Annotated in this window: 22 protein-coding genes; 14 read left to right on the forward strand and 8 right to left on the reverse strand. The window is 53.8% G+C overall.

Annotation, left to right across the window (positions count from 1 at the left end):
• The first annotated feature begins 81 nt into the window (after positions 1-81).
• The 4 genes from ABYA77_RS01835 (at position 82) to ABYA77_RS01850 (ending at position 2,703) form a co-directional block, all read left to right on the forward strand.
• On the forward strand, positions 82-519 hold the full coding sequence (locus tag ABYA77_RS01835; RefSeq protein WP_372964224.1) for a YtoQ family protein: 438 nt from the start codon (positions 82-84) through the stop codon (positions 517-519).
• A 50-nt stretch (positions 520-569) separates the two neighbouring features.
• Complete coding sequence (locus ABYA77_RS01840) at positions 570-1,454, forward strand: DNA ligase (protein WP_372964225.1); 885 nt, start codon at positions 570-572, stop codon at positions 1,452-1,454.
• Between the two features lie 62 nt (positions 1,455-1,516).
• A complete protein-coding gene (locus tag ABYA77_RS01845) occupies positions 1,517-2,428 on the forward strand; it encodes an esterase/lipase family protein (protein WP_372964226.1) in 912 nt (303 codons plus the stop codon).
• Complete coding sequence (locus ABYA77_RS01850) at positions 2,425-2,703, forward strand: hypothetical protein (RefSeq protein WP_372964227.1); 279 nt, start codon at positions 2,425-2,427, stop codon at positions 2,701-2,703. The genes ABYA77_RS01845 and ABYA77_RS01850 overlap by 4 nt, the downstream gene beginning before the upstream one ends.
• A gap of 49 nt (positions 2,704-2,752) precedes the next feature.
• On the opposite strand, the gene cysK is transcribed toward ABYA77_RS01850, so the two are convergent.
• Complete coding sequence (gene cysK, locus ABYA77_RS01855; RefSeq protein WP_372964228.1) at positions 2,753-3,724, reverse strand: cysteine synthase A; 972 nt, start codon at positions 3,722-3,724, stop codon at positions 2,753-2,755.
• Between the two features lie 104 nt (positions 3,725-3,828).
• Between cysK and ABYA77_RS01860 the strand changes: the two genes are divergently transcribed.
• Positions 3,829-4,608: an ATP-binding protein gene (locus ABYA77_RS01860; protein WP_372964229.1), complete on the forward strand. Its 780-nt coding sequence runs from the start codon at positions 3,829-3,831 to the stop codon at positions 4,606-4,608.
• Positions 4,609-4,614: 6 nt separating this feature from the next.
• Here the strand turns inward: ABYA77_RS01860 and ABYA77_RS01865 are convergent, their stop codons facing one another.
• From ABYA77_RS01865 to pdsR, 3 genes are read right to left on the reverse strand one after another with little or no spacing between them, the layout of a single operon-like run.
• Complete coding sequence (locus ABYA77_RS01865) at positions 4,615-5,919, reverse strand: DUF3422 family protein (protein ID WP_372964230.1); 1,305 nt, start codon at positions 5,917-5,919, stop codon at positions 4,615-4,617.
• Positions 5,916-7,952 carry an ATP-binding protein gene (locus ABYA77_RS01870; protein ID WP_372964231.1) on the reverse strand — a complete coding sequence of 679 codons (2,037 nt, stop codon included), beginning with the start codon at positions 7,950-7,952 and terminating at the stop codon, positions 5,916-5,918. The genes ABYA77_RS01865 and ABYA77_RS01870 overlap by 4 nt, the downstream gene beginning before the upstream one ends.
• 3 nt (positions 7,953-7,955) lie before the next feature.
• Positions 7,956-8,657, reverse strand: a complete 702-nt coding sequence (pdsR, locus tag ABYA77_RS01875) for a proteobacterial dedicated sortase system response regulator (RefSeq protein ID WP_372964232.1) — start codon at positions 8,655-8,657, stop codon at positions 7,956-7,958.
• A 181-nt stretch (positions 8,658-8,838) separates the two neighbouring features.
• Between pdsR and ABYA77_RS01880 the strand changes: the two genes are divergently transcribed.
• The 5 genes from ABYA77_RS01880 (at position 8,839) to ABYA77_RS01900 (ending at position 13,034) form a co-directional block, all read left to right on the forward strand.
• Positions 8,839-10,977, forward strand: a complete 2,139-nt coding sequence (locus ABYA77_RS01880; RefSeq protein WP_372964233.1) for a marine proteobacterial sortase target protein — start codon at positions 8,839-8,841, stop codon at positions 10,975-10,977.
• A complete protein-coding gene (locus tag ABYA77_RS01885) occupies positions 10,974-11,555 on the forward strand; it encodes a class GN sortase (protein WP_372964234.1) in 582 nt (193 codons plus the stop codon). The genes ABYA77_RS01880 and ABYA77_RS01885 overlap by 4 nt, the downstream gene beginning before the upstream one ends.
• 47 nt (positions 11,556-11,602) lie before the next feature.
• A complete protein-coding gene (locus tag ABYA77_RS01890) occupies positions 11,603-12,322 on the forward strand; it encodes a lysophospholipid acyltransferase family protein (RefSeq protein ID WP_372964235.1) in 720 nt (239 codons plus the stop codon).
• A gap of 66 nt (positions 12,323-12,388) precedes the next feature.
• Positions 12,389-12,631, forward strand: coding sequence for a GlsB/YeaQ/YmgE family stress response membrane protein (locus ABYA77_RS01895; protein WP_372964236.1), 243 nt, complete (start codon positions 12,389-12,391; stop codon positions 12,629-12,631).
• Position 12,632: 1 nt separating this feature from the next.
• The gene (locus ABYA77_RS01900) at positions 12,633-13,034 is read left to right on the forward strand and encodes an MAPEG family protein (RefSeq protein WP_372964237.1); all 402 of its coding nucleotides are present in this window, start codon (positions 12,633-12,635) and stop codon (positions 13,032-13,034) included.
• Between the two features lie 55 nt (positions 13,035-13,089).
• Here ABYA77_RS01900 and ABYA77_RS01905 read toward each other — a convergent pair whose 3' ends face one another.
• The gene (locus ABYA77_RS01905) at positions 13,090-13,530 is read right to left on the reverse strand and encodes an OmpA family protein (RefSeq protein ID WP_372964238.1); all 441 of its coding nucleotides are present in this window, start codon (positions 13,528-13,530) and stop codon (positions 13,090-13,092) included.
• A gap of 232 nt (positions 13,531-13,762) precedes the next feature.
• On the opposite strand from ABYA77_RS01905, the gene ABYA77_RS01910 reads away from it, so the two are divergent.
• The gene (locus tag ABYA77_RS01910; RefSeq protein WP_372964239.1) at positions 13,763-15,214 is read left to right on the forward strand and encodes a rhomboid family intramembrane serine protease; all 1,452 of its coding nucleotides are present in this window, start codon (positions 13,763-13,765) and stop codon (positions 15,212-15,214) included.
• Between the two features lie 37 nt (positions 15,215-15,251).
• Here ABYA77_RS01910 and ABYA77_RS01915 read toward each other — a convergent pair whose 3' ends face one another.
• A complete protein-coding gene (locus ABYA77_RS01915) occupies positions 15,252-16,565 on the reverse strand; it encodes a DUF4013 domain-containing protein (RefSeq protein WP_372964240.1) in 1,314 nt (437 codons plus the stop codon).
• Between the two features lie 334 nt (positions 16,566-16,899).
• Between ABYA77_RS01915 and ABYA77_RS01920 the strand changes: the two genes are divergently transcribed.
• From ABYA77_RS01920 to acnA, 3 genes are all read left to right on the forward strand, one after another.
• Positions 16,900-17,487: an SCO family protein gene (locus ABYA77_RS01920; RefSeq protein WP_372964241.1), complete on the forward strand. Its 588-nt coding sequence runs from the start codon at positions 16,900-16,902 to the stop codon at positions 17,485-17,487.
• The gene (locus tag ABYA77_RS01925; protein ID WP_372964242.1) at positions 17,484-19,007 is read left to right on the forward strand and encodes a methyl-accepting chemotaxis protein; all 1,524 of its coding nucleotides are present in this window, start codon (positions 17,484-17,486) and stop codon (positions 19,005-19,007) included. Before ABYA77_RS01920 ends, ABYA77_RS01925 begins: the two co-directional genes overlap by 4 nt.
• 169 nt (positions 19,008-19,176) lie before the next feature.
• Complete coding sequence (acnA, locus tag ABYA77_RS01930) at positions 19,177-21,939, forward strand: aconitate hydratase AcnA (protein WP_372964243.1); 2,763 nt, start codon at positions 19,177-19,179, stop codon at positions 21,937-21,939.
• A 36-nt stretch (positions 21,940-21,975) separates the two neighbouring features.
• On the opposite strand, the gene ABYA77_RS01935 is transcribed toward acnA, so the two are convergent.
• Complete coding sequence (locus ABYA77_RS01935; protein ID WP_372964244.1) at positions 21,976-24,033, reverse strand: GAF domain-containing protein; 2,058 nt, start codon at positions 24,031-24,033, stop codon at positions 21,976-21,978.
• Positions 24,020-25,804 carry an ATP-binding protein gene (locus ABYA77_RS01940; RefSeq protein WP_372964245.1) on the reverse strand — a complete coding sequence of 595 codons (1,785 nt, stop codon included), beginning with the start codon at positions 25,802-25,804 and terminating at the stop codon, positions 24,020-24,022. The genes ABYA77_RS01935 and ABYA77_RS01940 overlap by 14 nt, the downstream gene beginning before the upstream one ends.
• Between the last annotated feature and the right edge of the window lie 78 nt (positions 25,805-25,882).

Raw genomic sequence — 25,882 nt, forward strand, 5'->3', positions numbered from 1 at the left:
CGGTAACCCGCAATGAAGAACGTGCGCCTTTGACGTATCATCGTCGGATCAAAGCCTTTAAGTGCATGACAGGAGACCATAATGATCTGGACCGTTTATCTATCTGGTGAGATTCACACAGACTGGCGTGAGCAGATTGCTGCTGGTGCTGAAGCCGCTGGCCTGCCGGTAGAATTTGTTTCTGCTAATACCGACCATGATTCCAGCGATGCGGCTGGTGATTTTCTGGGTAAGCCTGAAAATAACTTCTGGCGGGATCATCAGTCGTCCAAGGTGAACGCGATCCGTACTAAAACTCTGCTGGAGCAATGTGATCTGGCCGTCATTCGTTTTGGTGACAAGTACAAACAGTGGAACGCAGCGTTTGATGCCGGATATTGTGCGGCCATGGGTACGCCCTACGTTACGCTGCACGATGAAGATATTGTGCACCCGCTGAAAGAAGTGGACGCTGCCGCCATGGCATGGGCGCAAACTCCGGAGCAGGTTGTAGAACTGCTGAAATACATTACCGCGTAATCACTCCGTCACGGGGGTATCACTAACAGGACGTTTTGAGGCAAAGGATTATGCCGCTCTTCTTTATCCAAACTGCCAGATCTTGGGTTCTGGCAGTTTGTCATTTATGTTTTAACGCATCTTTTTTTTATTCATCGTTAGTTCTTGCTCAGGCACCGGCAATTCCGTTGGCCAATGTCTACCATCAGGGCGTTGATCTTCAGGAGTATTGGGTTAGTGAAAAGCTTGATGGTGTTCGTGCCTACTGGGACGGTGAGCAATTCTGGTCCCGGGGTGGGCACGTTTATGCTGCACCGCCTTGGTTTACCAGGCAATTTCCGGATCATCCACTGGACGGAGAGCTGTGGGCCGGGCGAGAGCAGTTTGCTCAAGTATCCGGTGTGGTGCGAAAGCAACAACCCGAACACAATGCGTGGCGGAAGATTCGCTTCCATGCTTTTGATTTGCCTCTGGAAAATACACCGTTTGAGAAGCGCTATCAGCGTTTGAAACGGCTGGTGAACGAGGCTGGAACGAAATATCTGGTGCTGGTCAGGCAGAGCCCGGTGGCCAGCCACAATGCATTGATGGCAGAGCTGAACCAGATTGTTGCGGCGGGCGGTGAGGGCCTGATGCTCAAGCGTAAAACCGGCCTGTATAAAGCCGGGCGCTCAGATGATTTATTGAAGGTGAAAACCTTTGCTGATGCGGAGGCGGTCGTGGTAGCGCACATACCGGGAAAAGGTAAGTACCTGGGCATGATGGGTGCGTTGGAGGTGGAGCTGGGGAATGGCCGCCGATTTCGCATTGGTACGGGCTTTCGTGATGCTGACCGACGTAATCCGCCGAGCATCGGAGCAACGGTGACTTTCCGGTATCGAGGCTTCACGGCCACGGGGTTGCCCCGTTTCGCCAGCTTTCTTCGTGTACGGGATGACGAGCCCGGGGGCCGTTAGCGGTCGTCCATGTTTGATGTCGTTGAAGAGAGTACACTGGACAGATAACTAGGAGAATTTCCATGGTGTCAGCTCTGTCGGCTGGAAAAGTTCAGCAACATGTTTCGGCCATCGTCAGTGGTTTCCTGGGTGATTGGCTGGAAGCTCGTGGCAATGGGCTGGCGGTACCAATGACGTTGTTTGTCGACGGTAAACCGTTGAGTGCCTCAAATCCGAGGCTCGAAAACCCGGGTAGTACGGTCTGCTTGTCGATTCATGGTCTGATGGAACTGGAGTCGGTCTGGGATTTTCCTGGCCGGGCGGGTGAGTATTACGGTAGCCGGTTAGCTGCATCTATTGGCGATACCAGTGCCGTGAAACTGCGTTTCAACTCGGGGCGCCCGATTTATCGGAATGGTCAGGATCTTGCGGATCTTTTAGAGCAGTTAGTGGTTCATTGGCCTGTGCCCGTGAAGCGCATTATTTTGCTGGGTCACAGCATGGGGGGGCTGATGGTTCGCAGCGCCTGCTACTACGGTTTAGCGAAGGGGCACAGCTGGGTAAGTCAATTATTGGATTGCGTCTATATTGGTTCGCCACATGATGGTTCCTGGCTGGCTATTGGAGCACACAAGCTTGCTGGTATGTTGACCAGGGCGTCCCGAGATTATGTGAAGGTTGTGGGTGAGGTGATAGACCTGCGTAGTGAGGGTATTCGCAATCTTTCTCGAGGCGAGGTGTTTGAACCGGGAATGGAGGATCAGCCTTTATTGCCCGAAGCCCGGCATTTCGTGGTGAGTGGGTTGCTGGTGAAGGGCGAGAGCCACCCGGTAAATGTTTGGTTTGGTGATGCGTTGGTACAGCAATCCAGCGCTTACGGTGAGCGCAGAGACGGTTGGGCGCTGACGGCTAGTGCCAATTTTTCAGGAGTGGATCATCTTCGCTTGGCTCATCACCCGTTGGTGAGTAAGCAACTACAGGAGTGGCTGATATGAACAGGCCGGAAAGTTGTGTGCATTGGTGGTTGGGCCTGGCAGACTTGCTGGGCCATGGTGTGCAGCATGGTGCGATCAAGGTGAAACGAATTCACTTGTCGGTGGCAGATGAAGCTTTTCGGGTGCTGACAGCCGTTCCCGTTACCCGGCCAACCAGTCGGGTGGTTCAGGCGTGCCATCACGGTATCTCGCATTTGAGCTACAACTGTGTGTCGTTTGCTGGCCAGGCAGTGGTTGAGTTCGCGGGGGCTGCCCGCTCAGGAACCCGGATATAATGGCCGGGAAGCAGAGAGCGCAGCCTGAAAAGGCTGCGCTCTTTTGTTATTACTGCTGGTTTTCTTGTTCTCCGAAGGTATCGGCGAACAAAGCAGTAGACAGGTAGCGTTCAGCTGAGTCTGGCAGAATGACGACAATATTCTTGCCCTTGTGTTCTGGCTGTTTACTTACCCGCACGGCTGCTGCAACAGCAGCACCACCAGAAATACCGCAAAGGATGCCTTCTTCCTGCATCAGGCGGTGGGCCATTGCCATGGCGTCTTCATTGGAAATAGTTTCTACCTGGTCTACCAGATCCATATCCAGATTGCCTGGAATGAAGCCGGCGCCAATGCCCTGAATTTTGTGCGGGGCGGGTTTTGGCTCTTGTCCGTTGCGCACCTGGCTGATGATAGGCGAATCGGTTGGTTCGACCGCTACGGTGGTGATTGCTTTGCCTTGCGTGTTTTTGATGTAACGGGAAACACCGGTCAGTGTGCCGCCTGTGCCAACCCCGGCAATGAAAACATCCACTTCACCATCGGTGTCGTTCCAGATTTCAGGGCCTGTCGTATCTTCATGAATCTTCGGGTTGGCTGGGTTTTCGAACTGTTGGGGAAGGAAGTAATTGTCAGGATCCTCAGCAACCAGTTCTTTTGCCCGGGCGATCGCGCCGGCCATGCCTTTGGCGGGCTCTGTCAGTATCAGGTCTGCTCCCAGAGCTTTCAGAACTTTGCGGCGCTCCAGGCTCATGGATGCTGGCATAGTGAGTACCAGTTTGTAGTCCCTGGCCGCAGCCACAAAGGCTAGTGCAATGCCTGTATTGCCACTGGTAGGCTCAACAATCGTCATTCCCGGTTTGAGTACGCCACGTTTCTCGGCATCCCAGATCATGGCTGCACCAATCCGGCATTTGACCGAATAAGCCGGGTTACGGCCCTCGGTTTTAGCCCAGATAGTGGCCCCATCGTTTACCCGGTTGAGCTTGATGAGCGGGGTGTTGCCGATGGATAGGGAGTTGTCGTTGTAGATACGTGCCATGCTTTGTTCCTGCTGTCTGGTAAGATTCGGAAATCCTACCTTTGAGGGTCTGGTTAATGCTAGTGCCGCGTCAGGTAAACTTAAGAACGATATGGAGTAAGGTTATGAGCGAGACCTCTTTTGACTGGCAAAACACGCCCGCGGCTGTATGGCGCCGTCACCGGGCAGGCCTCAGGGCGATTCGCCGGTTGGATTCAATCAGCTGGGATGATCTCACCGGCATCAGTCAGCAAAAAGAGGCGCTGGCTCGCAATACTGAGCGTTTCCTGAATCTGCAGCCTTCCAATAATGTGTTGCTTTGGGGGTCTCGTGGGACGGGTAAATCTTCGCTCATTAAAGCGTTGCTGAATCGTTACCATGAACAGGGGTTGCGCATAATTGAAGTCGATAAAGATGACCTGGTGAATCTGCCGGAAATTGTCGATGATATTTGCGATCTGCCGTTCCGGTTTTTGATCTTCTGTGATGATCTTTCTTTTGATGTGGGTGAATCTGGTTATAAGGCGCTGAAAAGTATACTGGAAGGCTCGTTGGAATTGCCCCCGGAGAACGTTCGGGTATACGCCACATCTAACCGTCGTCACCTGATGCCTGAATTTATGAGCGACAACTTGAAAAGCGAAATGCGTGATGGCGAGTTACATCCTGCAGAAGCGATTGAGGAGCAGGTTTCGCTGGCGGATCGATTCGGGCTTCAGCTTTCGTTTTACCCCTTCACTCAGGATACTTATCTGCAGGCAGTGGACGCGCTCTTTCCTGAGGTGACTGATCGGGAGCAGTTGCACATTGAAGCCGTGCGTTTTGCAACCAGTAAAGGTGTTCGCAACGGCCGTTCAGCCCAGCAGTTCTATCGTCAGTTTGCTGGCGATCCTAGATTTAGCTGAGCTGTTTTATTGCCGGTTCGCCAGGCGGATAAAACGGTGATGAATCAGTCGGATGGCAACAAAAACGAGCACCAGAACTCCGGGAATGGCGATGCCCAGCAGTACTGGCTTGTTGAGTGGGATGCCGGATTCCGCCAGAGCGTTCAGACCAAGGCTCAACAGGCCGATCAAATAGTAGGAAATAGCCACCACCGAGAAACCTTCTACGGTGTGCTGCATCATCAGTTGAATGCGCGAGCGCCTGTCCATGGAGCTGAGCAGTTCCTGATTCTGGCTTTGGATGGCCAGCTCTACTCGGGTTCGCATCATGTCGGAGGCCCGGTCTATCCGTCGGGATAGATCTTCCAGCCGGACGCTCACGGCTTCACAGGTTTTGACTGCCGGGGTTAACCGCCGGGTCATGAATTCCGTGATGGTCAGGTGGCCAGACACTTCATCTTCCCGGAGCTCTTCCAGCCGGGTCAGTACGAGGCGATGGTAGGCTTGGGTGGCGGAAAACCGGAAGGTGGAGTGGGCACGGAACGCCTCGATTCTGGCAGCCATGTTGGTCAGCTTGGCGAGAATGGTTTGTTCGTCCAGAGTTTCGTTGTCGGCCAGAGCCTGGGTAATGGTGGCCAGTTGCTGATCCATTTCATTCAGGGCCGGAGTGATCTCCCTGGCCACGGGCAGTGCCAGCAGAGACATCAACCGGTAGGTTTCGATTTCCATCAGGCGTTGAACGAGTCGCCCCAGTTGGCTATCTGACATACTGTAGTTGAGCACCATAAAGCGCCCGAAGTTGTCGCTGTGCAACTGGAAGGTGCCCAGCACCCGGGCAGCGCCTTCCTGAGGGCTGCTGCCAACCAGTCGCATACCTTCAAAATGCTTGCGCATGAACGCCGGTTCGTTGCGGGCGTTTTCCGACGAGGGGCTCACCTCGATATGAAATGCGGCAACGACCGTGCCTTCAAGTCGTTCCAGCCAGCCTTTCGGCAGGGCGCTAAGGCCGGTTTCGTCAAAAGGCTCGGCCTCAGAAGGAGCCAGGTTGGTAAAGGTGTAAGCGGTGAACTCCATATGAACTTCACGGCGAACACGCAACTGGTCAAAGTTCTGCTCGTAGCAGGTAACTTCCTGTTCGGGCCAGGGTTCACCAAGCATTCGGTGCAGAGCTTGCAGGTGTTTGAACTGGCGCTCTCGCTGCTCTGGCGTGGTCATCACTGCAATGTGGGTTACCCTCGCGCGGGCTGGTAACACCTGAAACGGGCGAGAGTGCAATTCCTGGTAAAGGTCAGTGCGTTGGGGATGAAAAGCCAGGGCAAGGGGCTTGGTCACGGGTCTGTCCTTGATTCGTTATAAAGTTTGGGGATGATAACGCGGAAGCATACGCCGTCAATGCCGTTGCGATGGTGGTTTTGTGCTTCAACACGGCCGCCGTGAAAATCCGCTATCAGTCGGACAATCAGCAAACCCTGACCCAGATGGCCCTCTGTTTTGCCTTCCCGGTGGGAGACAAACGCACTGAAAATGTCCACACCCGAGCCGGTTGGCAAGCTGGAGCCTTCGTTAAACACCTCAAGCTGATAATGGTCCGCGTATTGCTTCAGGCACACCTCAATTGCTCCGCCTTCAGGGGTGAAATCCCGGGCATTGTCGGCCAGTTTGTCCAGCATTTGTACGAGCATCTCTGGTGAGCCCCGCAATGGGCAAGTGGTTTCCGGTATCTGGCAGTGAAAGTTATATTCGGGCGCCAGCTGTTGATAGGCGGCGGTAGCCTGGCTGACGACTTCAGCCAGGTTGAAGTCTTCCTTGTCTGCCTGATCGAAACTCTGTTCCAGGCGGGCGGCTTCACTCATGCTGTACAGAATACGGCGTAGCCGTTCGGTCGCGGAGGAGGCGCGCTTCAGGTACTGTTGCCGTTCCTCTTCTGAGTGGTTGTGGGCGAGATTTTCCAGTGATGAGCGCACCACGGCCACGGGTGTTTTCAGCTCGTGGGACAATCGGCGGGAGAAGCTTTCCAGATAATGGTTGTAGCTCTGTAAGCGAGACACCATCTGGCCGAAGTGTTGTTGAAGCTGGCCCAGTTCGTCCCGTGAGCGTGCCGGGGGGATGGCTTCACGTATCCGGCCATCGTCGTCGACACTGGCACTGACCAGTCGCTGCAGTCGTGAAATGCGCCAGGATAGCCAGCTGGCGTAGCCCAGCAGCACCAGAGTCAATGCCAGGATGATCAACAGGCTCCGGGCCAGCACGCTGCCGAGTGCCGAGCCTGACACGCTAAGCAACTGGTCCAGAGACTGTTTCAGCAGCAGTGAGCGGCCACCGAAGAAAGAATGCTCCGTGGCCAGCCACAGGGTTCCTTCTTGTTTGACCAAGCGGTGTTCAGGCAGCCCCCCGGTATGTAGCTGGAGGCTGGTTTCAGCAAGCTTTTTGGGTTCTGGCTGATACAGTCTGACCAGACTGCCTAGTGCGTTCAGGGTGATCTGTTCAAGGATCTGACTGGCGGAGAAGGTGTCAAAATCCGGTGTCTGGCCTGTGGCATCAGGTTGGGTATGGGCAACAACCCAGCCAGCGGGTTCCATCACGGTGATCTGTTGTCCGTCGCTTAGCTGGCTTTTAAGTGCTCGCTCAAGGTCGGTGCTTCGTTGCACCAGCATGGGTGGCGGTGAGATTGAGGTGCCTTGGGTGCGTGGATTTTCGCCGGTTTGCAGGGCCTGAAAGCCCAGTCGACTGCCGGGTACTGGCTTAGGCATCCGTAGCTCTAACTGCCAGCGAGACCCAAGGTCTTCCCAGGCAACGGCGAGCTGGCGGTCGGGCTTATTGGCATCGCCATCAATCAGAGCCGGGACGTTGGCGCCCGGTGCTGTTGTTCTGATGAGCCATTTGCGTGGGTGGCTGGATTGTTCGAGATCATTGGCGGGCGATTCAAGTACCAAGTCGAAACGATCATAGGGTTGTTCAGGGTTATTGGGTTTGTACGGGTGCAGGCCCTGATCCCGCTTTTGCACCAGCAGGTAGAAGTATCGATCATTGCTGACAGCCAGCCATCTCAGGTTGTTTTGCCCGGGGGTGAACTGCCAGGGCAGTTGCTCCTCGTTTTCATTGAAACCGGGCCAGGTGGTTGTGAAACCATCCACCTTGGGTGATTGGTCAGTGGGTATGGCATAGATGGCTTCAGCGCCTTCAACGACCGGGGCACCCAGCATCAGGTCACCTGCCAGTTCAGCGAGGCGGACACCTTTTTCGTCCAGCTGCTGTATGGCTTGTGCACGAAGCGCGTTGTCCAGTTCCAGCACAAATTTTAGCCCTGCCCAGGGAATCAGAAGCATTAGTAAACTGGCCAGAAAGAGCTGGCGCTTCAGGCTCACAGCTTAAACCTCACGGGCGTTCCATCGGTAACCCATTCCGTAAGCCGTTTGAATACCATCAAACCTGTTGTCCAACTGCATGAACTTGCGGCGGATGCGCTTGATATGGGAGGTCACGGTGTTGTCATCAAGCACGGTGCTGGCGGCTTCCATCAGTTGTTCACGGCTGCGGACATGGCCTGGGTGCTGTACGAGTGAATGCAGCATCCAGAATTCAGTGACGGTCAGATCAACCGGTTGCTCATCCCAGGTGACGGTCATGCGGTCGACATTCATGGCCATGCGGCCCCTTTGCACCATTTCATCGGGTTTCTGTAAAGCTTCAGCCCAGGCCTCGGCCCGGCGTAGCAAGGCGGTGATCCGGGCCAGCAGGTGGTCCAGGCTCATGTCTTTAGTGACGTAATCATCTGCACCCAACCGCAGGCCGTGAACGGTGTCAATGTCACTGTCCCGAGCGGTCAGAAAGATGATCGGCAGGGTGGCAGACTGTGCCCGCAGAGCCTGGCACAGGGTGAAGCCACCTTCTGGTTCGTGACCCAGCCCTACATCAATAATGGCGAGGTCCGGGAGCGTCTGGCGCAAAACCTGCCAGGCAGAGGGCCGGTCGCCAAATGTGGACACCCGATAGCCCCGGCGCTCAAAGGCTGCCCGGTAGTTATCGCGAATGCCCGCTTCGTCCTCAATCAGCACAATGTGTTTTTTCATGGTGTGTGTAATTCAGCAGGATGTTGTGTCATTAAACCATGCTCAAGGGCTGGTACAAGCAAGAGCATCACTATTGCCATAATTCATCATTTTCTATCGCTGGCTTGCCCGCTTCTGCCACGGTGAAGCCCTGTCTGGCTGTTGCAATGGCATCACTAACTTCCAAAAAAAGGATGTCGTGATGATGTTGCTATCGCTGCTTGCCAAGCCAGCCGTAAGAGCTGAGCTTAACCCGGCCCACTCGTCAAAACGAAAGGCGGATACACGCAAACGGCTGCGTTTTGTTGAAGGTGTCAGTCTGTGGCTGGCCATGCTGCTGATGCTGTTTGTGCACCCGTTGTATGCTGAAGCCAGCCTGGCTGATACGGAACAAGCCGGACAACTCTACCTGATGAATGGTCAGAGTGCCTGGCAGCAACCGGCACTGATCCTGAACAGTGATTTTAAAGTACAAGTGTCCGGTTTGTTGGCTCAGACTAAATTGAGCCGGGAATTCAAAAACACCAGCGATCGGTGGCAAGAAGGCATATTTGTCTTCCCACTGCCGGAAAAAGCTACAGTATACGGGTTGACCATGGCCGTGGGCGAACGCCGGGTGACGGGCCGTATTGAACCGAAAGAAAAGGCTCGTCAGACCTATGAGAAAGCCAAGTCAGCCGGGCACCATGCGGCTACTGTTGAACAGCAGCGCCCGAACCTGTTTACCAGCCGGGTCGCCAATATTCCGCCGGGCGAAACCGTTCGTGTAGAAATCAGTTACCAACAAGTAGTCAGCTATCGTAACGGCGAGTTTGAGTTACGCCTTCCCACGACTTTAACGCCCCGCTATATCCCGGGTGAAAGCATTTCTGAAACTCCGGAAGCATGGCAGTCCGGCTGGGCTCTGCCCACCAGACAGGTGCCAGATGCCGACGAAATCACTCCCTTCACCGTGCGCCCGGAAGATGTGAGCCAACAAAGTCATCGGGCCACCATTGAGCTGGATATTGAAAGCGGTTTTCCGCTGGCTGAAGTCACCAGCCCAAGTCATAGCTTCCAGACAGAAATTGACGATAGCCACGTGTTGGTGACACCGGAAGGTGATGAGGTATTGATGGATCGGGATGTGATCGTCCGTTGGCGTCCGGTCACCGGACGGACGCCAACGGCTGCAGTGTTTCATCAGCAATGGCAGGGAGAAGACTTTCTGATGGCAATGGTCTTACCTCCGGAAACGACCGGTCCGGTTTTGCGCCGTGAATTGCTGTTTATGATTGATACCTCAGGCTCTATGGCGGGAGAGTCCATGATTCAGGCCCGTTCGGCACTGTTGCGTGGGCTGGATACTCTGCGACAGGGTGATTACTTCAACATCATTCAATTCAATAGCGAAGCGCACAGTCTGTTTGCGAGGCCGGTTCCCTCCGAAGGGTATTATCTGGCCCGTGCCCGCCAGTATGTTAAGGGGTTGCAAGCTAACGGTGGCACTGAAATGGCAGGAGCTTTGTCACTGGCCATGACGATGGCGCAGGCACCCGCTGACGATCTGGTACAGCAAATGGTGTTTATCACCGATGGGGCTGTCGGCAACGAATCTGCACTGTTTGACCAGATCCGTCGTGGCTTGAACGACCGTCGACTGTTCACCGTGGGTATTGGTGCTGCGCCGAACATGCACTTTATGCGTGAAGCTGCTCGTTGGGGGCGAGGCGCATACACCGCTATTCATGACAGTAGTGAGGTGAACCGCGCTCTGGAAGGCTTGTTTTCGGCGATGGAGGCACCGGTATTAACGGATCTTGATGTTCGGTGGCCGTCACAAGGCCACGACGTGGAACCCGTGCCTGCAAAATCCGGTGATCTTTTCCGGGGTAGCCCGCTGGTGCAGGTCGTTCATGGGGTTCCGGCGGCGGGTGAGCTGCAAGTGTCCGGGAAACTGCCCGGGGGGCGTCGCTGGATCTCCCGGTTGAACCTGAGCAATGCCGCGGAAGCTAACGGCTTGAATCGTCAGTGGGCCCGAGGCCGAATTGATGAACTGATAGATGCTGCCAGCCTGAGTGGTGACTTGCCAGATGAACAGCGCATTACCAGATTGTCGATGGAGCATGGCGTGATGTCGCCGTTCACAAGTTTTGTTGCGATCGAAGAAAAATCCGCCCGGCCAGCCTCAGAGAACCTTGAACGTGAGCAATTGCCCACCCTGTTGCCGGCGGGCAGTCGTTCCGGAATGCTGCGTTATCCGCAAACAGCTACCTTCTGGCCTTTGCTCAGTGCTTTGGGCTTGTTGGGTCTGATGTTTGCGCTGGCAATTGCGATGCTGAGCCGGAGGCCGGCACTATGACTCGATTTCTGATACTTCTGACAAGCTCTTCAGTGCTGCTGTTGATGTTTGGGTTGTGGATTCCGTTCAAGGCACTGGTGGCTCAGGAATTACTGGAAAGAGCCTGGGCTGAAAGTCAGTCCGGGCAAAGCGAAGAGAGGCCTTGGCCTTGGGCTGATACCTGGCCTGTTGCGAAACTGGAGTTGCCAGAGCTCGGTGTATCCATGATTGTGCTGGAGGGCGGCCATGGTGAAAGCCTGGCCTTTGGACCGGGCCGGGTTTTTGGTGGCGAGGGGGGGGCTTTGATTCTGGCGGGCCATCGCGATACGCACTTCAGGCATTTGCAGAACTTGCAGAAGGGATACCATCTCCGGCTGCAAAATCAGAACCAGCAATGGCAGAGGTATCAGGTCATGGATACCAGAATTGTCGATAGCCGGTACGAGTCGATAGATACCCATCGCCTGGCCGCAGACTCTGTGCTTTTGGTGACCTGCTATCCCTTTGATTCCATGGATGCGGGAGGGCCATTACGGTATGTCGTGGAAGCGCGGCCGTTACCTGATGAGGACTTTGGTAATACTGTTGCGACCTTGTAATTTGGCGTACACTTGTACGCTAAAACTCTGAGGTCCGGAAGCGCAGTATGGGTGTTGTAAGAAAAATAATCGCTTGGTTGTGTGTTGCTGTTTTCTGTCTGTTGTCTTTTGTGCTGTATCTGGCACGCCCTTTTAATCCAGACAACAACCGTTTGCTGGCTTGGGTCATTGCCCGGTTCTGCCGGCGGGTGCTGGGCATGGAACGCCCGTTGTATGGCGCAGAAAACATGCCTAAAGACCGGCCAACGGTGATTGTGGCCAACCATCAGGAAAATGACGATCTGTTGATTGTTGGTGACCTGTTACCTCCGCGCACGGTTGCCGTTGGTAAGTCTGCTTTGCTCTGGATTCCCTTCTTTGGTCAGGTATTCTGGCTGGGTGATAACATCATCCTGAATCGTAGTCAGTCTCATAAAGCAGTGGCAGCAATGAAAGCCACCAGTGACGCCATTAACAAAGACCGCAAAAGCATTTGGGTTTTCGCTGAAGGTACCCGTAGCCGGGGCCGCGGTCTGGGCCGTTTCAAAAAAGGCGCATTTCACATGGCCATTGCGGCAGGCGCGCCGATTACCATGGTGTGCGTAGCGGATTATCACGGCAAAACTCAGGGGTGGTTGGGGCGCAGGAAACCTGTACCGGTTCGTATTCTTCCGCCTATTGAAACTCAGGGTTTAACCAATGCAGATATCCCAGAGCTAATGGCCCGTTGTCATCAGCAGATGGCCGAAGCCATTGCCGGCCTTGCGGAAACTCCAGGAACTGCTTGAATGGCCCAGGGAAACAGGGCAGTCTTTCGATCAGTGTTATTGGGACAGTGACAGGAGAACGGATAGATGAGTCTGATCTGGTTTCTGATTATTGGTGGTCTTGCCGGTTGGCTGGCGGGGCTGATCATGAAGGGCAAGGGCTTTGGAGTGCTGGCTAATATAGGCATTGGTATTGTCGGCTCAGTGATTGGTGGCGTTGTGTTTGGCCTTCTGGGTCTGGCCGTGAAAAGCATGGTTGGTGAACTGGTGACTGCTACCGCAGGTGCTGTGTTGTTACTGGCCGTCGTTAATAAAATTAGGCAGGGCTGAGATGATCATACCTATTACCGCTGTATTTGCTGCCGTTATTGGCTTGTTGTTGCTGGTGTTGTCCGGCCTGGTAGTGAAATACCGGCTGAAATACCGGATGGGCATGGGCGTCAATGAGGACCCGGAGTTTGGAGCAGCGGTGCGTGCTCACGCGAACCTTGTGGAATATGCTCCAATTGGCTTGATCATGCTTGCCATTGCTGAGCTGAATGGGGTTTCCAATACGCTGATTTATTGGACTGGCATGGCTCTGGTTGCCGGGCGCATTCTGCATGCTTTTGGCATGATCAACGGCAAGGGGGGCGAGCACAAAGCCCGGATGATTGGAATACTACTAACCTGGCTGGCCATCCTTGTGGCCGCACTGTTGCTGTTGTGGAATGTAGGTAAGGTTTACGGTTAACGCCAGATCTGAATGAGCGGGGCCCTTGTGGCCCCGTTTTTGTAATGGGGAATGGTTAAAGCGCCTGTGCAATTTCCATAGAAAGATACTCCAGCTCTACCCGGCGATTGGCAGCATGATCTTCAGGCCGTGCCAGAGGGCGATCTGAGCCCCATGTGGTCAGAAGCAGGGCCGATGGAGAAACACCCTCTTGTGTCAGTAACCGAGCTACAGCGTTGGCACGTTGACGGGCAACAAACCGGTTGTAGTCGCCAGAGCCAAAGTTATCGGAATGGCCGTGAATTTTTACTCGTATGCCAGGGTGGTTCTTGAGATACAGCGCATGCTGTTTGAGGATCTCAGTATCGGTTGTATCCAGAGTATGTTTGTTGAAACCGTAGTGAAAGCGAGTACGGTGAGGGCGACCTGCCTCCTGATGATGCTGGCCCGCCAAAAAACCGGACGCCAGTGCGGCTCTGGCCAGCATTTCAGGGTTGTCCAAAACAAGTGTCGTCATCTGCAGTATCCTTGCATCCAAAGTCAGGTTCTTTTTGTTATCACTCTCGTACTATTTAGTGATAGAGCAACAACAGCAATTGGCGAATAGTCGATACAGGAATCCGTGTGCACGGAGAGCCATTGAATGGCACTTGTATGACCGCCTGATGACAATTACATCGAGAAAAGAAGGCCGCGCTGTGGTAAAAAACAGCTTTTCAGGGACAGATTGTGATGAATAGTGACCGCCTATGCTGATTATTCCTGCTGAAAATGCCGTTAACTGGAAGCGCCCTCCTTGGGTGACGCTGGGGCTTATCATGACTTGCCTGATGGTATTTCTGTTCTATCAGGGAGGCGATGAACAGAAGCTGGAATCAGCCATTGGACAATATCTCGGCAGTGGATTGCTGGCGCAGGAGGCGCCGGCCTATGAAGACTATCTGCAACGGGAAATCCGTTTCGAGGATGATCAGCAGCGAGTTCTGGAGTTGCAGGACTTTCAACAGCTCAGGGCGCAGGGGAACGAGCCCTGGCAGGCTGTCACCCTGTTGCTGGACCGTGAGTATTATCAGTACCTGAAAGACAATAGCGACATTATCTGGACCCCGGCAGAGCGCAGCCAATGGATGGAGCAGCGTAGTGCCATAGAACAACAGTGGATCAGCCAGATGAGCGCGTTTCAGCTGGGTTTGGTACCAGCGGACCTCTCGCTTTATACCCTTATTACCTATCAGTTTCTGCACGGTGGGTGGGGCCATATCATTGGTAACCTGGTATTTCTGTTCCTGCTGGGGTTTACCGTGGAACGGGCACTGGGGCCTGGCCGCTATCTGGTGGCTTATCTGGTGTGCGGCGCACTTTCTGGTTTGGTGTTTACGGTCTTTTCCTCCGGGAGTTTGATTCCACTAGTGGGCGCATCGGGCTCCATATCCGGTTTGATGGGGATGTACGTAGCCATTTATGGCCTGCAAAAAATCCGTTTTTTTTATTTTCTGGGAGTTTATTTCAACTACTTCCGAGCGCCGGCTATTGCCATGCTGCCGGTGTGGTTAGGTAAGGAAATTTATGATTACTGGTTTGCAGGGGCCACAGGTATTGCATACATGGCTCACGCTGGTGGCCTTCTGGCTGGCGCAGGCCTGGTCGGGCTGCTTGGTAAAAGCTGGCTGCAAGTCAAAGAAGAGTTTTATGAGCCGGAACCGGAAGAGCAGGATGCCCGTTTCACCTCTGGCTACGCTCAGGCCATGGCCAGCCTGGGGCGTATGGAGTTTGACCTGGCTCGTCGCCAGTTTGAAGCGTTGAGGGAACACTATCCGGAACGTTCGGTTTTACTGGAACACTTGTATCAGCTTGCTAAGCTTCGGCCAGACATGCCTGCATACCGGGACCTGGCGACTGAGCTGATGTCAGACGCCTTGGCCCGTCGGCAGCCGGAACAACTGCTTTCTGTGTGGCAGGAGTATCTGAGTAAAGGCGAGGCTCATCATCCGCTGGCAGGGGAAGATCATAACCGGGTATTGTTTTTCAGCTTGAAACAGCATGACTTAAAATCCGCCGAAAAAGCGTTTGAACGCATGCGGCTGAGAGCTGAGCCCGAAATGGTTCACGAAGCTTGCCGGCTGCTAATTGCTGAGTTTGAAAAGCTCCAGATGGAACCCAAAGCCCGGCATTACAGGCAACTACTCCAGGGCCTGAACTAAGCGCTGGCCACGACTACGGAGAGGCGGTCAGGTGTTTCTACTCAGGCGCCCCGAAGCTGGCTTTGGGGCCTTTCAACGGCTCCCGGTTGTGTGCTTGCTCCAACCACACACCAATTTGGTTGTGAACCGGATGAGTCAGGCAACGTTTTTGAATAAAAGACAAAAACGCACTGGCCTTTTCCCACTGCTGGAGGCCATTCGCCAGCGCTTGAGCTGCCAACAGGTAAGCGGGTGCCAGTTGTTCGCTGTCAGGAAACCGTTTGTGGAAGTCCTGCAGTAACCGAAGTGCCGCTTTGAAATGCCCTCCGTGGTACAGCGCTGTAGCGCATCTGAAGGAAAGCTCGGGGTCGTCCAGCTGAAAGTTGGGCTCCAGTGTTTGCAGTGTGTTGATCAGCCCGTTCAAGCTGTCGCCGTCGTTACGTTCGGCTAACCAGCTCATCAGTCGAGGGTGGTACCGGTACAGCTCCTGTACATCGTTTCTGGCTGTCAGTAGCTGGTAGAGCTGGCCTAACCTGCGAGGGTCGTCTCTGTCCTTTTTGAGTGCGTCTTTGAGCATGCGCTGAACGCGGTCGTAATTGCCGTCTTTCAGGTTCATATCCAGATCTGCATCAAAGCGGCTGGAGCGATCCCGCTGCTGATAGCTTGCCGTGGTTTCCTCATCCTGAATGTCGGAGGCAAAGCCCAGCTCTTCCTGATATTGGAACAGAAGATAGCCCAACATGTGGAACAGAATCAGGGTAAAGGTACTGTTAAGAAAACCCGCAAGCGGTTGTGCCACCCATAACGGGAAATGGGTGACGGCGAAGTCTTGTGCGGCACCCGATGCCAGCGTCAGTAAAATCAAATAGCCGTAAAGCAGAAAATATGGAGTGCCGATTCGGGAAATAAGCACCGCAAGGTTCATGGGGTTTATCGCCGCTCCGACTGAACGCTCCATGGCCAGTACCATGATGCTGGCAGGCAGCGCCAGCACTACAAATGCTAACGCCAGCAGCATAAGAACAGGCCCGCCCAGCATAGCAGCAGCACCGACCAACGCTCCCATTAAAATAAAAACCAGTAGCTGTAGGATTACGATATTAAAACCGCTGCCGGTAAACGCCTCCGATACAGGGGGCGGTTTCAGGTGCCCCTCGGCGGTGCGATTGATCACGGCGTAGGTATATTTGAACAGTGCCAGCGCCAGCGTCAGCCAGATGATCAGCCCTATGATATTGGCCGGAGCAATAAGCGGCACCAGAGTGCAGATGGCAATAACGATCAGGGGATCTGTGTAGAAAGGGTATCGGAAAAATTCCCCGATCCTGTGCCAGAAAGGTACAACCTCTGTTGCGGCGCCCAGGTATCGCATGGCTTTACTGCATTTGGGACAGAGCGCTTTATGCAGGCGAGTATCTGCGTCGGGCATGCACCTGTGGCAGTAGTACATCTGACACTCACTGCAGTGCCATTTTGCAGGGTCACCCGGATGGTAATGACAATCGTGTTTCAAAGCAGAAGTCCTGATCCGTCAGAAATCAGACGCAATAATGACAGAAGTACCGAAAAGCCGCATTACATCTGTTTGCATATCAGAAGCTAATGTTGCCGGATACAGTTGCTGACCGGTTGGTAAGTAGTGTCGGCTCAAGTTCTGGTCTCAATGGTCGACAACCCTTATTGAGCATCCGGTGAGATAGCAGCAAATGCAAAAGTCCTATAGAAATATTTTGTTGTTCGTTTTTGCACTGGGCTTGCTGGTATCACTGCCTTTACTGGGTCATATCACCAAAGACAGCCAGTATTACGGTTTCAAAACAGACCTCGAGGTACCCGTACTGCCGGGGTATGACGCGGAGGCCGAACGGTTACGCCTGGTTTTTTTTGGCTATCAGCACTGTGGCACGGTTTGCCCGCTGCAGTTGATGAACTTAAAAGAATTGCACAAACGCCTGATGCAGCAGCCGGTGAATTTTGTATTTGTTACCCTTGACCCGGAGCGTGACAGTCAGCAAGAGCTGGATCAGATTATGTCGGCTATGGGAGAGAATTTTTACGCTGTGCGCCCTGAAACTCAGGCTGAGGCGCAGGCATTGGCGATGGGTTTTTCGGAATACGCGGGAAAAGTCACCGCCGCTGAAGGTTATGACTTCAACCACGGTGCCCGTATTTACGCAGTGACACCAGATAATCGCCGTCATTTGCTTTATGTAACACCTGAACTGGATCTTGATAGGGTCGAAGCGGACATCGAACGGCTCCTGGCCGGCTTGAAAGGAAGAAACTTAAAATGAGCATATCAACGCAGGACAATGATTTAATCCGTCAGCAACGGCTGATGACTGACAAACAGATGCTGGTCATCTTGCTGGCTCATGTGCCCGTGGTAGGTTTGCTGGTCCCATGGGGGCATGGTACGCATGCATTCGCAATTGTTGCTTCTTTGCTGGTAGGCGGGTTGGCACTTGTCGGCTACGTCATGCTACGTGGTACCCGGGCTTGTTCTGCTCTGTTTTCAGCGTGTTTGATGCTGTTTTCTGCCGTGATGATCCAGGCTCAGATGGGCCGGATCGAAATGCATTTCCACATTTTTTCGGCCTTGGCGCTGGTCATCATCTACCGGGACTGGTTGCCGGTATTAGTCGCTGCCGGCGTGATTACCGGCCATCACCTGTTGCTGACGGCGTTGCAGCTTTCGGATTCTCAGGTTGGCGGTATGCCTCTGATGATTTTTAATTACGGTTGCAGCTGGGGGATCGCCTTTCTGCACGCTGTGTTCGTGGTGTTTGAAGCAAGCATTCTGGTGTTCTTTGCCGTCAGAATGGGGGCTGAACAAAAGCAAACGCTTCAGATGATTGATGTGGTTCGGGCGTTTGATACCAAAAGGGATTTGCGGGGTCGGATACCTGATCAGGCTCAGAGTGCAGCCGCCCAGTCGTTTAATCAGATGATGGAACAAACCTGTGCGCTGATTAAGGAACTCCGCGATTTCTCAGGCGTTTTGGGGCAGAGTGCAAATCAATTGGCCGACGGCAGTAAAACCACCCGGAAGCATGTTGAAGATCAACAGCAACAGTCGGACCAGGTCGCTGCTGCCAGTAACCAAATGGCTGCCAGTGTGCAGGAAGTGGCCCAGAATGCTCAGCTCGCCTCTGAAGCGGCCAGCGACGCGTCTAAAGCTTCGAGTGCAGGTAGCGACGCTATGGCCAGCGCGAGCAGAATGACCGACGCCACCAACGAGGCGTTGGACGATAGCAGCCAGATGGTTCAGCAGTTGACGGAAAAAGTGGATCTGATTGCTCAGGTAACCGGGTCGATTCACGATATTTCAGACCAGACTAACTTGCTGGCATTGAATGCGGCGATTGAGGCCGCCCGAGCGGGGGAGCATGGTCGTGGTTTTGCTGTCGTCGCTGATGAAGTTCGTTCGTTATCGCGCCGCACCCAAGCGCTTACTGATGAAATTCGTAGCACAGTGGACGAGTTGAAAAATCTATCCGAAGCAACCCTGGCAGCCATGGACATGGGGCGGACCCGTTCAGGTGAGTCTACCCGAGCTATTCAAACTGCAGCAGAGGCGATTGGCCGCATTGAGCAGGCTATTGGCGCTGTCAGCAGCATGAATGATCAGATCGCGGCAGCCTGTGAGCAGCAGGCTGCAACCTCTCTGCAGATCAATGAAAACATTCATTCTGTAGCGACCCGGAATGGCCAGGTGGCTGAAGAAGCCGACAAGGTACTGGCTATGTCAGGAAATCTTGGCCAGGCTCTGGGCCAGGTTGATGCTCTGATAAACCGGTATCAACTGCCTTAGCACTGAGTCAGGAGTATTGTCGGGTTGCTGGTGTCCATGAAGGTGTTTCCATCGTGGTGTCTGTTCATTGCAAATTGTCTGTATTTACCAGCCTGCGGTTGAAGTCTGAGTTTTCGGTGCGATAGTTAACTATAGACCCTGAAGCGCGATGCAATAGAGGAGGCACTCCATGTCGAACGTATTGCCTGGTAAAAACAGTCTGAACACGCTTTCCACTCTGGCCGTAGGTGGTAAAACCTTTCACTATTACAGCCTGAGAAAGGCTGAAGATACCTTGGGTGATATGAGTCGCCTACCGTTCTCTTTGAAAGTGCTGATGGAGAATTTGCTACGCAATGAGGATGGCGTAACCGTAGATCAATCCCATATAGATGCTATGGCGCAGTGGTTGAAAAATCGCAAATCTGACACTGAAATCCAGTTTCGCCCGGCCCGGGTTCTGATGCAGGACTTTACTGGAGTACCCGGTGTTGTGGATCTGGCCGCCATGCGTGAGGCCGTGAAGCGAGCGGGGAAAGACCCGGCTCTGATTAACCCACTGTCCCCTGTCGACCTGGTGATTGATCACTCTGTAATGGTAGACAATTACGGCAGTGCGTCAGCCTTTAAAGAAAACGTAGTTATTGAAATGGCACGGAATCAGGAGCGCTACGAATTCCTGCGCTGGGGCCAGCAGGCCTTTGATAATTTCCGCGTAGTGCCTCCAGGCACGGGTATCTGCCACCAAGTCAACCTGGAATATTTGGGTAAAACCGTTTGGCAAAAAGAGGTGGATGGCAAGACTCTCGCATACCCGGACACACTGGTCGGAACCGATTCCCATACCACGATGATTAATGGTCTTGGGATTCTGGGGTGGGGCGTTGGCGGAATTGAAGCTGAGGCCGCTATGCTGGGCCAGCCCGTGTCGATGCTGATTCCAGAAGTGGTCGGCTTTAAAATGACAGGAAAGTTGCGCGAAGGCATCACAGCCACTGATCTGGTACTGACCGTGGTTGAGATGCTGCGTAAAAAAGGTGTCGTGGGCAAATTTGTAGAGTTCTACGGCGATGGCCTGAAAGACATGCCGGTGGCTGATCGCGCCACAATTGCCAATATGGCGCCGGAATATGGCGCAACCTGCGGCTTCTTCCCAGTGGACGAGCAGACGCTCAGTTACATGCGCCTGACGGGGCGTGAGGATGATCAGCTGGCGTTGGTGGAAGCCTACGCCAAAGCTCAGGGGCTGTGGCGAGAGCCCGGGCACGAGCCTGTTTACACCGAAAGTTTAGAATTGGATATGGGGACGGTGGAGGCTAGTCTGGCAGGGCCTAAACGCCCGCAAGATCGTGTGGCGCTGAAAAACATGAAAGCCGCATTTGAACTGGTGATGGAAACCTCGGAAGGTCCGGCGGTAGCCCGGCAAGCAAAAATGGAGTCTGAAGGTGGAGGGACCGCTGTCGGGGTGGATGAAGCCTACTTCGAACATCCTGCCAGTCAACCACTGGAATTGAACGGGGAGCAGTTTAGGTTGGACCCGGGTGCCGTGGTGATTGCTGCGATTACGTCGTGCACGAATACCTCTAATCCCAGTGTCATGATGGCTGCCGGCCTGGTCGCCCAAAAAGCGGTGGCGAAAGGGCTGAAAACCAAACCGTGGGTGAAAACGTCGCTGGCTCCTGGCTCTAAAGTGGTGACAGATTACCTGGCTGTCGCCGGCTTGCAGGATGACTTAAACAAGCTTGGTTTCAACCTGGTTGGCTATGGGTGCACTACCTGCATTGGCAATTCTGGCCCGCTGCCTGAGGCCGTTGAGACGGCTATTCTTGAAGGTGACCTGACCGTGGCTTCGGTGCTGTCGGGAAACCGGAATTTTGAAGGCCGGGTGCACCCACTGGTAAAAACTAACTGGCTGGCATCGCCGCCGTTGGTCGTAGCCTATGCGCTGGCGGGGAATGTTCGGCTGGATCTCACAAAAGAACCGCTGGGCACTGACCAGGAAGGCCGGGCTGTTTACCTGAGCGACCTTTGGCCTTCTCAGGCGGAAGTCGCTGAAGCGGTGGAAAAAGTAAAAACGGACATGTTCCGTAAACAGTATGGTCAAGTCTTCGAGGGTGATGACGCCTGGAAAGCGATCCAGGTACCAGACAGCAAGGTGTACGACTGGAACGACAAGTCCACCTACATTCAGCACCCGCCTTTTTTTGAAGGCATGGGCGTAAAACCTGAACCGATCAGAGACATCAACGATGCCTGTATCCTGGCTATGCTAGGCGATTCGGTCACCACCGATCATATTTCTCCGGCGGGCTCTTTCGCGCTTGATACTCCCGCGGGTAAATATCTGCAGGCTCACGGCGTGGAACCTGCAGACTTCAACTCATACGGTTCCCGCCGGGGGAACCACGAAGTGATGATGCGGGGCACTTTTGCCAACGTTCGTATCAGGAATGAGATGCTCGACGGCGTAGAAGGTGGCTACACCCGGTTTTTACCCACCGGCGAGCAGCTGGCCATTTACGATGCTGCAATGGCGTATCAGAAGCAGGGAACGCCACTGGTGGTGATTGCGGGCAAGGAATACGGCACCGGGTCTAGCCGGGACTGGGCTGCCAAAGGCACCCGCTTGCTGGGCGTACAAGCTGTGGTGGCAGAATCTTACGAGCGTATCCACAGATCTAACCTGATCGGAATGGGCGTGATGCCGTTGCAGTTCCCTGAAGGTGAAAGCCGTAAAACCCTGCGGCTGACCGGTGAGGAAACCATTAGCATCGAAGGACTGTCCGGCGACATTAAACCGGGGCAGGTCCTGACCATGACCGTGAAGTACAAGGATGGCACTAGCAGAACCTGCAATCTGAAATCCCGTATCGATACCGCGAACGAGGCGGAGTACTTCAAACACGGCGGCATCTTGCACTATGTGGTGCGGGAGATGTTGAGTAACGCCTGATGGCAAACCGAAGTCGGCTCTGTTAGCCGGCTTCGGTTATTTCGCTGTGGCAATTGGCAGTGAGAGCCAGAAGGTGGCGCCTTTGCCTTCTTCTGAGTCATAGCCCACATGGCCGTCCATGGTGTGCATTATTTGCTGAGTAATTGCCAGGCCGAGCCCGGTTCCCTCTTTTTGCCGGGCTGAGGAGCTGTCAGCCTGTGCAAATTTTTTGAAAATATGCACACGGAAACTTTCAGGAACGCCTGGTCCCTGATCTGAAACTTCAATCAATACCTGGCCGCCTGCTTTACGGATATTAATCGTGACGTCTTTGTGTGGTGGCGAAAACTTCACGGCGTTGGAAAGCAGGTTGGTCAGTGCCTGCTGGAGACGTTGTGGGTCAACATTGGCGAGCAATTCACTGCTTGATTCTATCTGTCGGAGCTGAACCTGTTTCTGGTCGGCGTAAGCCCGAATGTCTTCGATGGCTGTGGTGACAATATCCGCGACCGGCTGCCGTACCAGTTTGATCGCAACTTTCCCGCTGATCAGTTTTTCAATATCCAGCAGGTCGTCAATCAGAGAGCGTAGATGGCTGGTGTTGCGATGAGCGATGGCGAGCAGGCTTCGGGTTTTTTCCGGCAGCTCCCCTGTGGCGCCGCCGAGAATCAGTCCAAGAGACCCCGCAATAGAGGTCAGAGGTGTACGTAGTTCATGGCTGACGGTTGAGATGAACTGGTTTTTTATCTCTTCATTTTTGTGGCGCTCATCAATATCAACGATGTATCCATGCCACAAAATACTGTTATCGGGTAACTTTTCAGGGTTTGCCTTGCCCTCCACCCAGCGCCAGCTCTTATCTTGCCAGAGAACCCGGTACTTACTCACCCAGGGGGTCAGGGTGTCGGCAGAGTGTTGGATAGACTTGACCACTGCAGCCAGATCGTCTGGATGAATACGTTGAATCGCCGAGTTGGCGTCTTGACGAACCTGCTCAGCGGTCACGTTGTAGATAGACTGAACACCGATGCTGCTGTAAGGGAAGGTGGCGTGGCCATCGGGCCAGAGCCGGTACTGGTAGAGCATGCCCGGGGCGTTGGCAACCAGCTTGTCGAGTGTATCCGCCTGATCTCGGTGGAGGATTATATCAGCCACCCAGCGAGCCAGTAGGCTAACAAACGTTTTTTCGGTTTCGGTAAAACCGGGTCGACGTGGTGTGGCTGAGGAAAAACTCAGGCTACCTATGATTTCACCATCAACCCAGATAGGTGCCGCGAGATAGCTTTCGAACCTGAAGCGGAGGTAACAGGGTAGCTCACTGTATCTGGAGTGGGCCATATGGTCGATGGCCAGTGCCTCACCCCTGGGGATCAGAATGGAGCAATAGGTTTGTTCTAACGGCAGGGTTAAACCATTTTTTAGGGAAGAGGCCGGGTGACGCTCGTGATGCCAGAGAATGGTATAGGCGTCGCCGGTGATACTGCTGACAACTGCTGTATCCATCCCCAGGTATGTATTGGCAACGGCCAGAGCACGTTCAACCCGATCTTGTACACTGCCGCCAGAGTCGAGGGAAATATCGTTGAGGATGTTGAGAGCTTGAGAGCGCTCGGCGTAGTAAGTCCCCACTTTCTGATAGGCGAACTCCCGCTCTACGATATCGGCGAGGTCGCGAAGAGACTGCAGGTCGTCGCTGGAAAAGTCCCGGGAGGTTTTATCCATCAGGCATAAGGTGCCCAGGCGGTTGCCGTGTCTGTCGGCCAGTGGCGCTCCGGCATAAAAGCGGATATTGGGCTCTCCGGTTACCAGTGGATTGTCTGCAAAATCTTCATTATCTAAGGCATTTTCCACCACAAAAGGCTCGGCTCCCAGAATGGCATGCCCGCAGAACGAAATATCCCTTGCCGTTTCCCTGACACCCAGACCATAGCGAGACTTGAACCACTGCCGATCTTTGTCGACAAGGGAAATCAGGCAAATAGGAACGTCAAACAGGCGGGCTGCCAGCCGGGTGATTCGGTCGAATCGGTCTTCCGGTGGGGTATCCAGAAGCTGGGACGCTTCGAGCGCGGAAAGCCTCTGCGCTTCGTTAGCTGGATGCTCAGGTATTTTCATGGTCTGTCCCGTTTCTATGCTCTGCCGTGGGCAATTCAACCCAGAATTGGGCACCATTTTGATATAAGTAACCCACATCACCCCCCATGAGTAGCGCCAGCTCCCGGCAGATGGCTAAACCTAACCCCGTACCTGCTTTGGCCCGGGAAGACCCCCGTTCTGCTTGCGCAAAGCGCTGGAACAGTTGCTCGACAAAAGGCTCGGGGACGCCATCGCCCTGATCAGCAACGGTGATACGAATGAATTCCGGAGTTATGGCTTCGGCCTTGACGCGTATTAGCCCGCCATTGGGTGAATATTTGATAGCGTTGCTGAGGAAGTTGCTGAGGATTTGTCGGAACCTGTCGGGGTCTGCACATACTTTCAGGTCACCAGCGTGTTCTGTTGTTAACTGCACGCCATATTGTGAGGCCATAGACTGATTGTCCTCACAGGCTGAGCGCATGGCGTCCTCCACATGGAACGTGCAGGTCTGGATGCTCAGTTTGCCGGATATGGCCTTGTCAAAGTCCAGAAGGTCGGTGATGAGCACTTGCAGATGTTCGCCGTTTCTGAGCGCTACATCAACCATAGAGGCGGCTTTTTCCGAAAGTGAACCAAGGGTGCCGGAGCTTAGCAACTTCAAGGATCCGTTGATGGAGGTAAGAGGGGTGCGAAGTTCATGACTGACGTTCGAGACAAACTGGCTTTTCAGGCTGTCCAGTGCTTCGCGTTCTTCCATTAACGTATTGAATGCTTTGGCCAGGTTCCGTGTTTCTGAAGAGCCTTGTTCGCGTAATCTCTGGTTAAACGTGTTGTTGGATGCCATTCGATTGATTTTGTCTGACATGCTGCTGAGGTTGCGTGTAACTACCCTGGTCAGTAAGTAAGTGATCAATAGTAATGGAAGCATGGCAGCGACACTGGCCCACAGAAACTTCTGGAATGAGGCCTTGGCAGGCAGGGTTGCCTGTTCGTAGGGTGCCGCGCTAAGGAACAGCCAGCCGAGTCGTTCCAGGTGTTGGGTTGCATATACCCATCGTTCACCATTGTTGTCTGTAATCACGCCGGCATAAACGCCAGATAGTGCTGCATCAATTAACGGGTCATCGCCTGGATTTGGTAGTTCAGGTGCCTGAATGCCGTCTTTGAGTGCGTCTACCTGAATGAAGTGACCCGTATCCAGTACTTTGAATATGGTGCCAGTGCCGGACACCATTCCTTTAGGAAGAATGCCGTTTTTAGCCAGATTGATTGTGCCTGCGGCAAAGCCCAGAAAAGTGCCATCGTTAGCTTTTATAGGGGCGAGAAAGGACAATAGTGGTAAGCCGGTTACTCGCCCGATAATTGGGCGGCTGACAGTCGCTTTTTGAGAGGCAATCGCCCGCTTGAAGTGTGCACGATCTGCATAAGACGTCCCCAGTCGGTGCGGGACAAAGGTATTTTCAGCAATGGCTCTGCTTTGATCGTCCAGAACGATCAATCCACCATCAAACAACTTTTCTAAAGCAGGCTGCCGTTTAAGCGTGTCATTGAGTTGTTCGAGGGGCAGCAGGTTGTCGCCATCCGTCAGTATGCTGGCAAAGGCGCTGAGTGTGTTAAGGCGAATAGCCAGCTCCTGGTTAACCCGGCTGGCAGCCATTGATGTATGTAACGATTGTCGTTCTGCCAGTACCTGCTCGAAATCGCGTAATAGTTGATCGTAGGCTATAAACAAGATCAGGCCGACGCTGATGATGATGCTTAGACTGGTAATCAGAACGACACGAGTACTGAGGCTGAGCGTTTTCAAAGAAGACCCTTGTGGTGATGGCCGTATGGAAGAAAACATGATTACATAAGCGAGGATAGTAGAATTCGCCCATTGAAG

It is taken from the genome of Marinobacter sp., from assembly GCF_041595835.1.
Lineage (GTDB): Bacteria > Pseudomonadota > Gammaproteobacteria > Pseudomonadales > Oleiphilaceae > Marinobacter.

Bases quoted from the DNA above. Each gene is read 5' to 3' on its own strand.
- ABYA77_RS01835 (WP_372964224.1), top strand. From the start codon at position 82: ATGATCTGGACCGTTTATCTATCTGGTGAGATTCACACAGACTGGCGT.
- ABYA77_RS01840 (WP_372964225.1), top strand. From the start codon at position 570: ATGCCGCTCTTCTTTATCCAAACTGCCAGATCTTGGGTTCTGGCAGTT.
- ABYA77_RS01845 (WP_372964226.1), top strand. From the start codon at position 1,517: ATGGTGTCAGCTCTGTCGGCTGGAAAAGTTCAGCAACATGTTTCGGCC.
- ABYA77_RS01850 (WP_372964227.1), top strand. From the start codon at position 2,425: ATGAACAGGCCGGAAAGTTGTGTGCATTGGTGGTTGGGCCTGGCAGAC.
- cysK (WP_372964228.1), bottom strand. From the start codon at position 3,724: ATGGCACGTATCTACAACGACAACTCCCTATCCATCGGCAACACCCCG.
- ABYA77_RS01860 (WP_372964229.1), top strand. From the start codon at position 3,829: ATGAGCGAGACCTCTTTTGACTGGCAAAACACGCCCGCGGCTGTATGG.
- pdsR (WP_372964232.1), bottom strand. From the start codon at position 8,657: ATGAAAAAACACATTGTGCTGATTGAGGACGAAGCGGGCATTCGCGAT.
- ABYA77_RS01880 (WP_372964233.1), top strand. From the start codon at position 8,839: ATGATGTTGCTATCGCTGCTTGCCAAGCCAGCCGTAAGAGCTGAGCTT.
- ABYA77_RS01885 (WP_372964234.1), top strand. From the start codon at position 10,974: ATGACTCGATTTCTGATACTTCTGACAAGCTCTTCAGTGCTGCTGTTG.
- ABYA77_RS01890 (WP_372964235.1), top strand. From the start codon at position 11,603: ATGGGTGTTGTAAGAAAAATAATCGCTTGGTTGTGTGTTGCTGTTTTC.
- ABYA77_RS01895 (WP_372964236.1), top strand. From the start codon at position 12,389: ATGAGTCTGATCTGGTTTCTGATTATTGGTGGTCTTGCCGGTTGGCTG.
- ABYA77_RS01900 (WP_372964237.1), top strand. From the start codon at position 12,633: ATGATCATACCTATTACCGCTGTATTTGCTGCCGTTATTGGCTTGTTG.
- ABYA77_RS01905 (WP_372964238.1), bottom strand. From the start codon at position 13,530: ATGACGACACTTGTTTTGGACAACCCTGAAATGCTGGCCAGAGCCGCA.
- ABYA77_RS01910 (WP_372964239.1), top strand. From the start codon at position 13,763: ATGCTGATTATTCCTGCTGAAAATGCCGTTAACTGGAAGCGCCCTCCT.
- ABYA77_RS01915 (WP_372964240.1), bottom strand. From the start codon at position 16,565: ATGCGATACCTGGGCGCCGCAACAGAGGTTGTACCTTTCTGGCACAGG.
- ABYA77_RS01920 (WP_372964241.1), top strand. From the start codon at position 16,900: ATGCAAAAGTCCTATAGAAATATTTTGTTGTTCGTTTTTGCACTGGGC.
- ABYA77_RS01925 (WP_372964242.1), top strand. From the start codon at position 17,484: ATGAGCATATCAACGCAGGACAATGATTTAATCCGTCAGCAACGGCTG.
- acnA (WP_372964243.1), top strand. From the start codon at position 19,177: ATGTCGAACGTATTGCCTGGTAAAAACAGTCTGAACACGCTTTCCACT.
- ABYA77_RS01935 (WP_372964244.1), bottom strand. From the start codon at position 24,033: ATGAAAATACCTGAGCATCCAGCTAACGAAGCGCAGAGGCTTTCCGCG.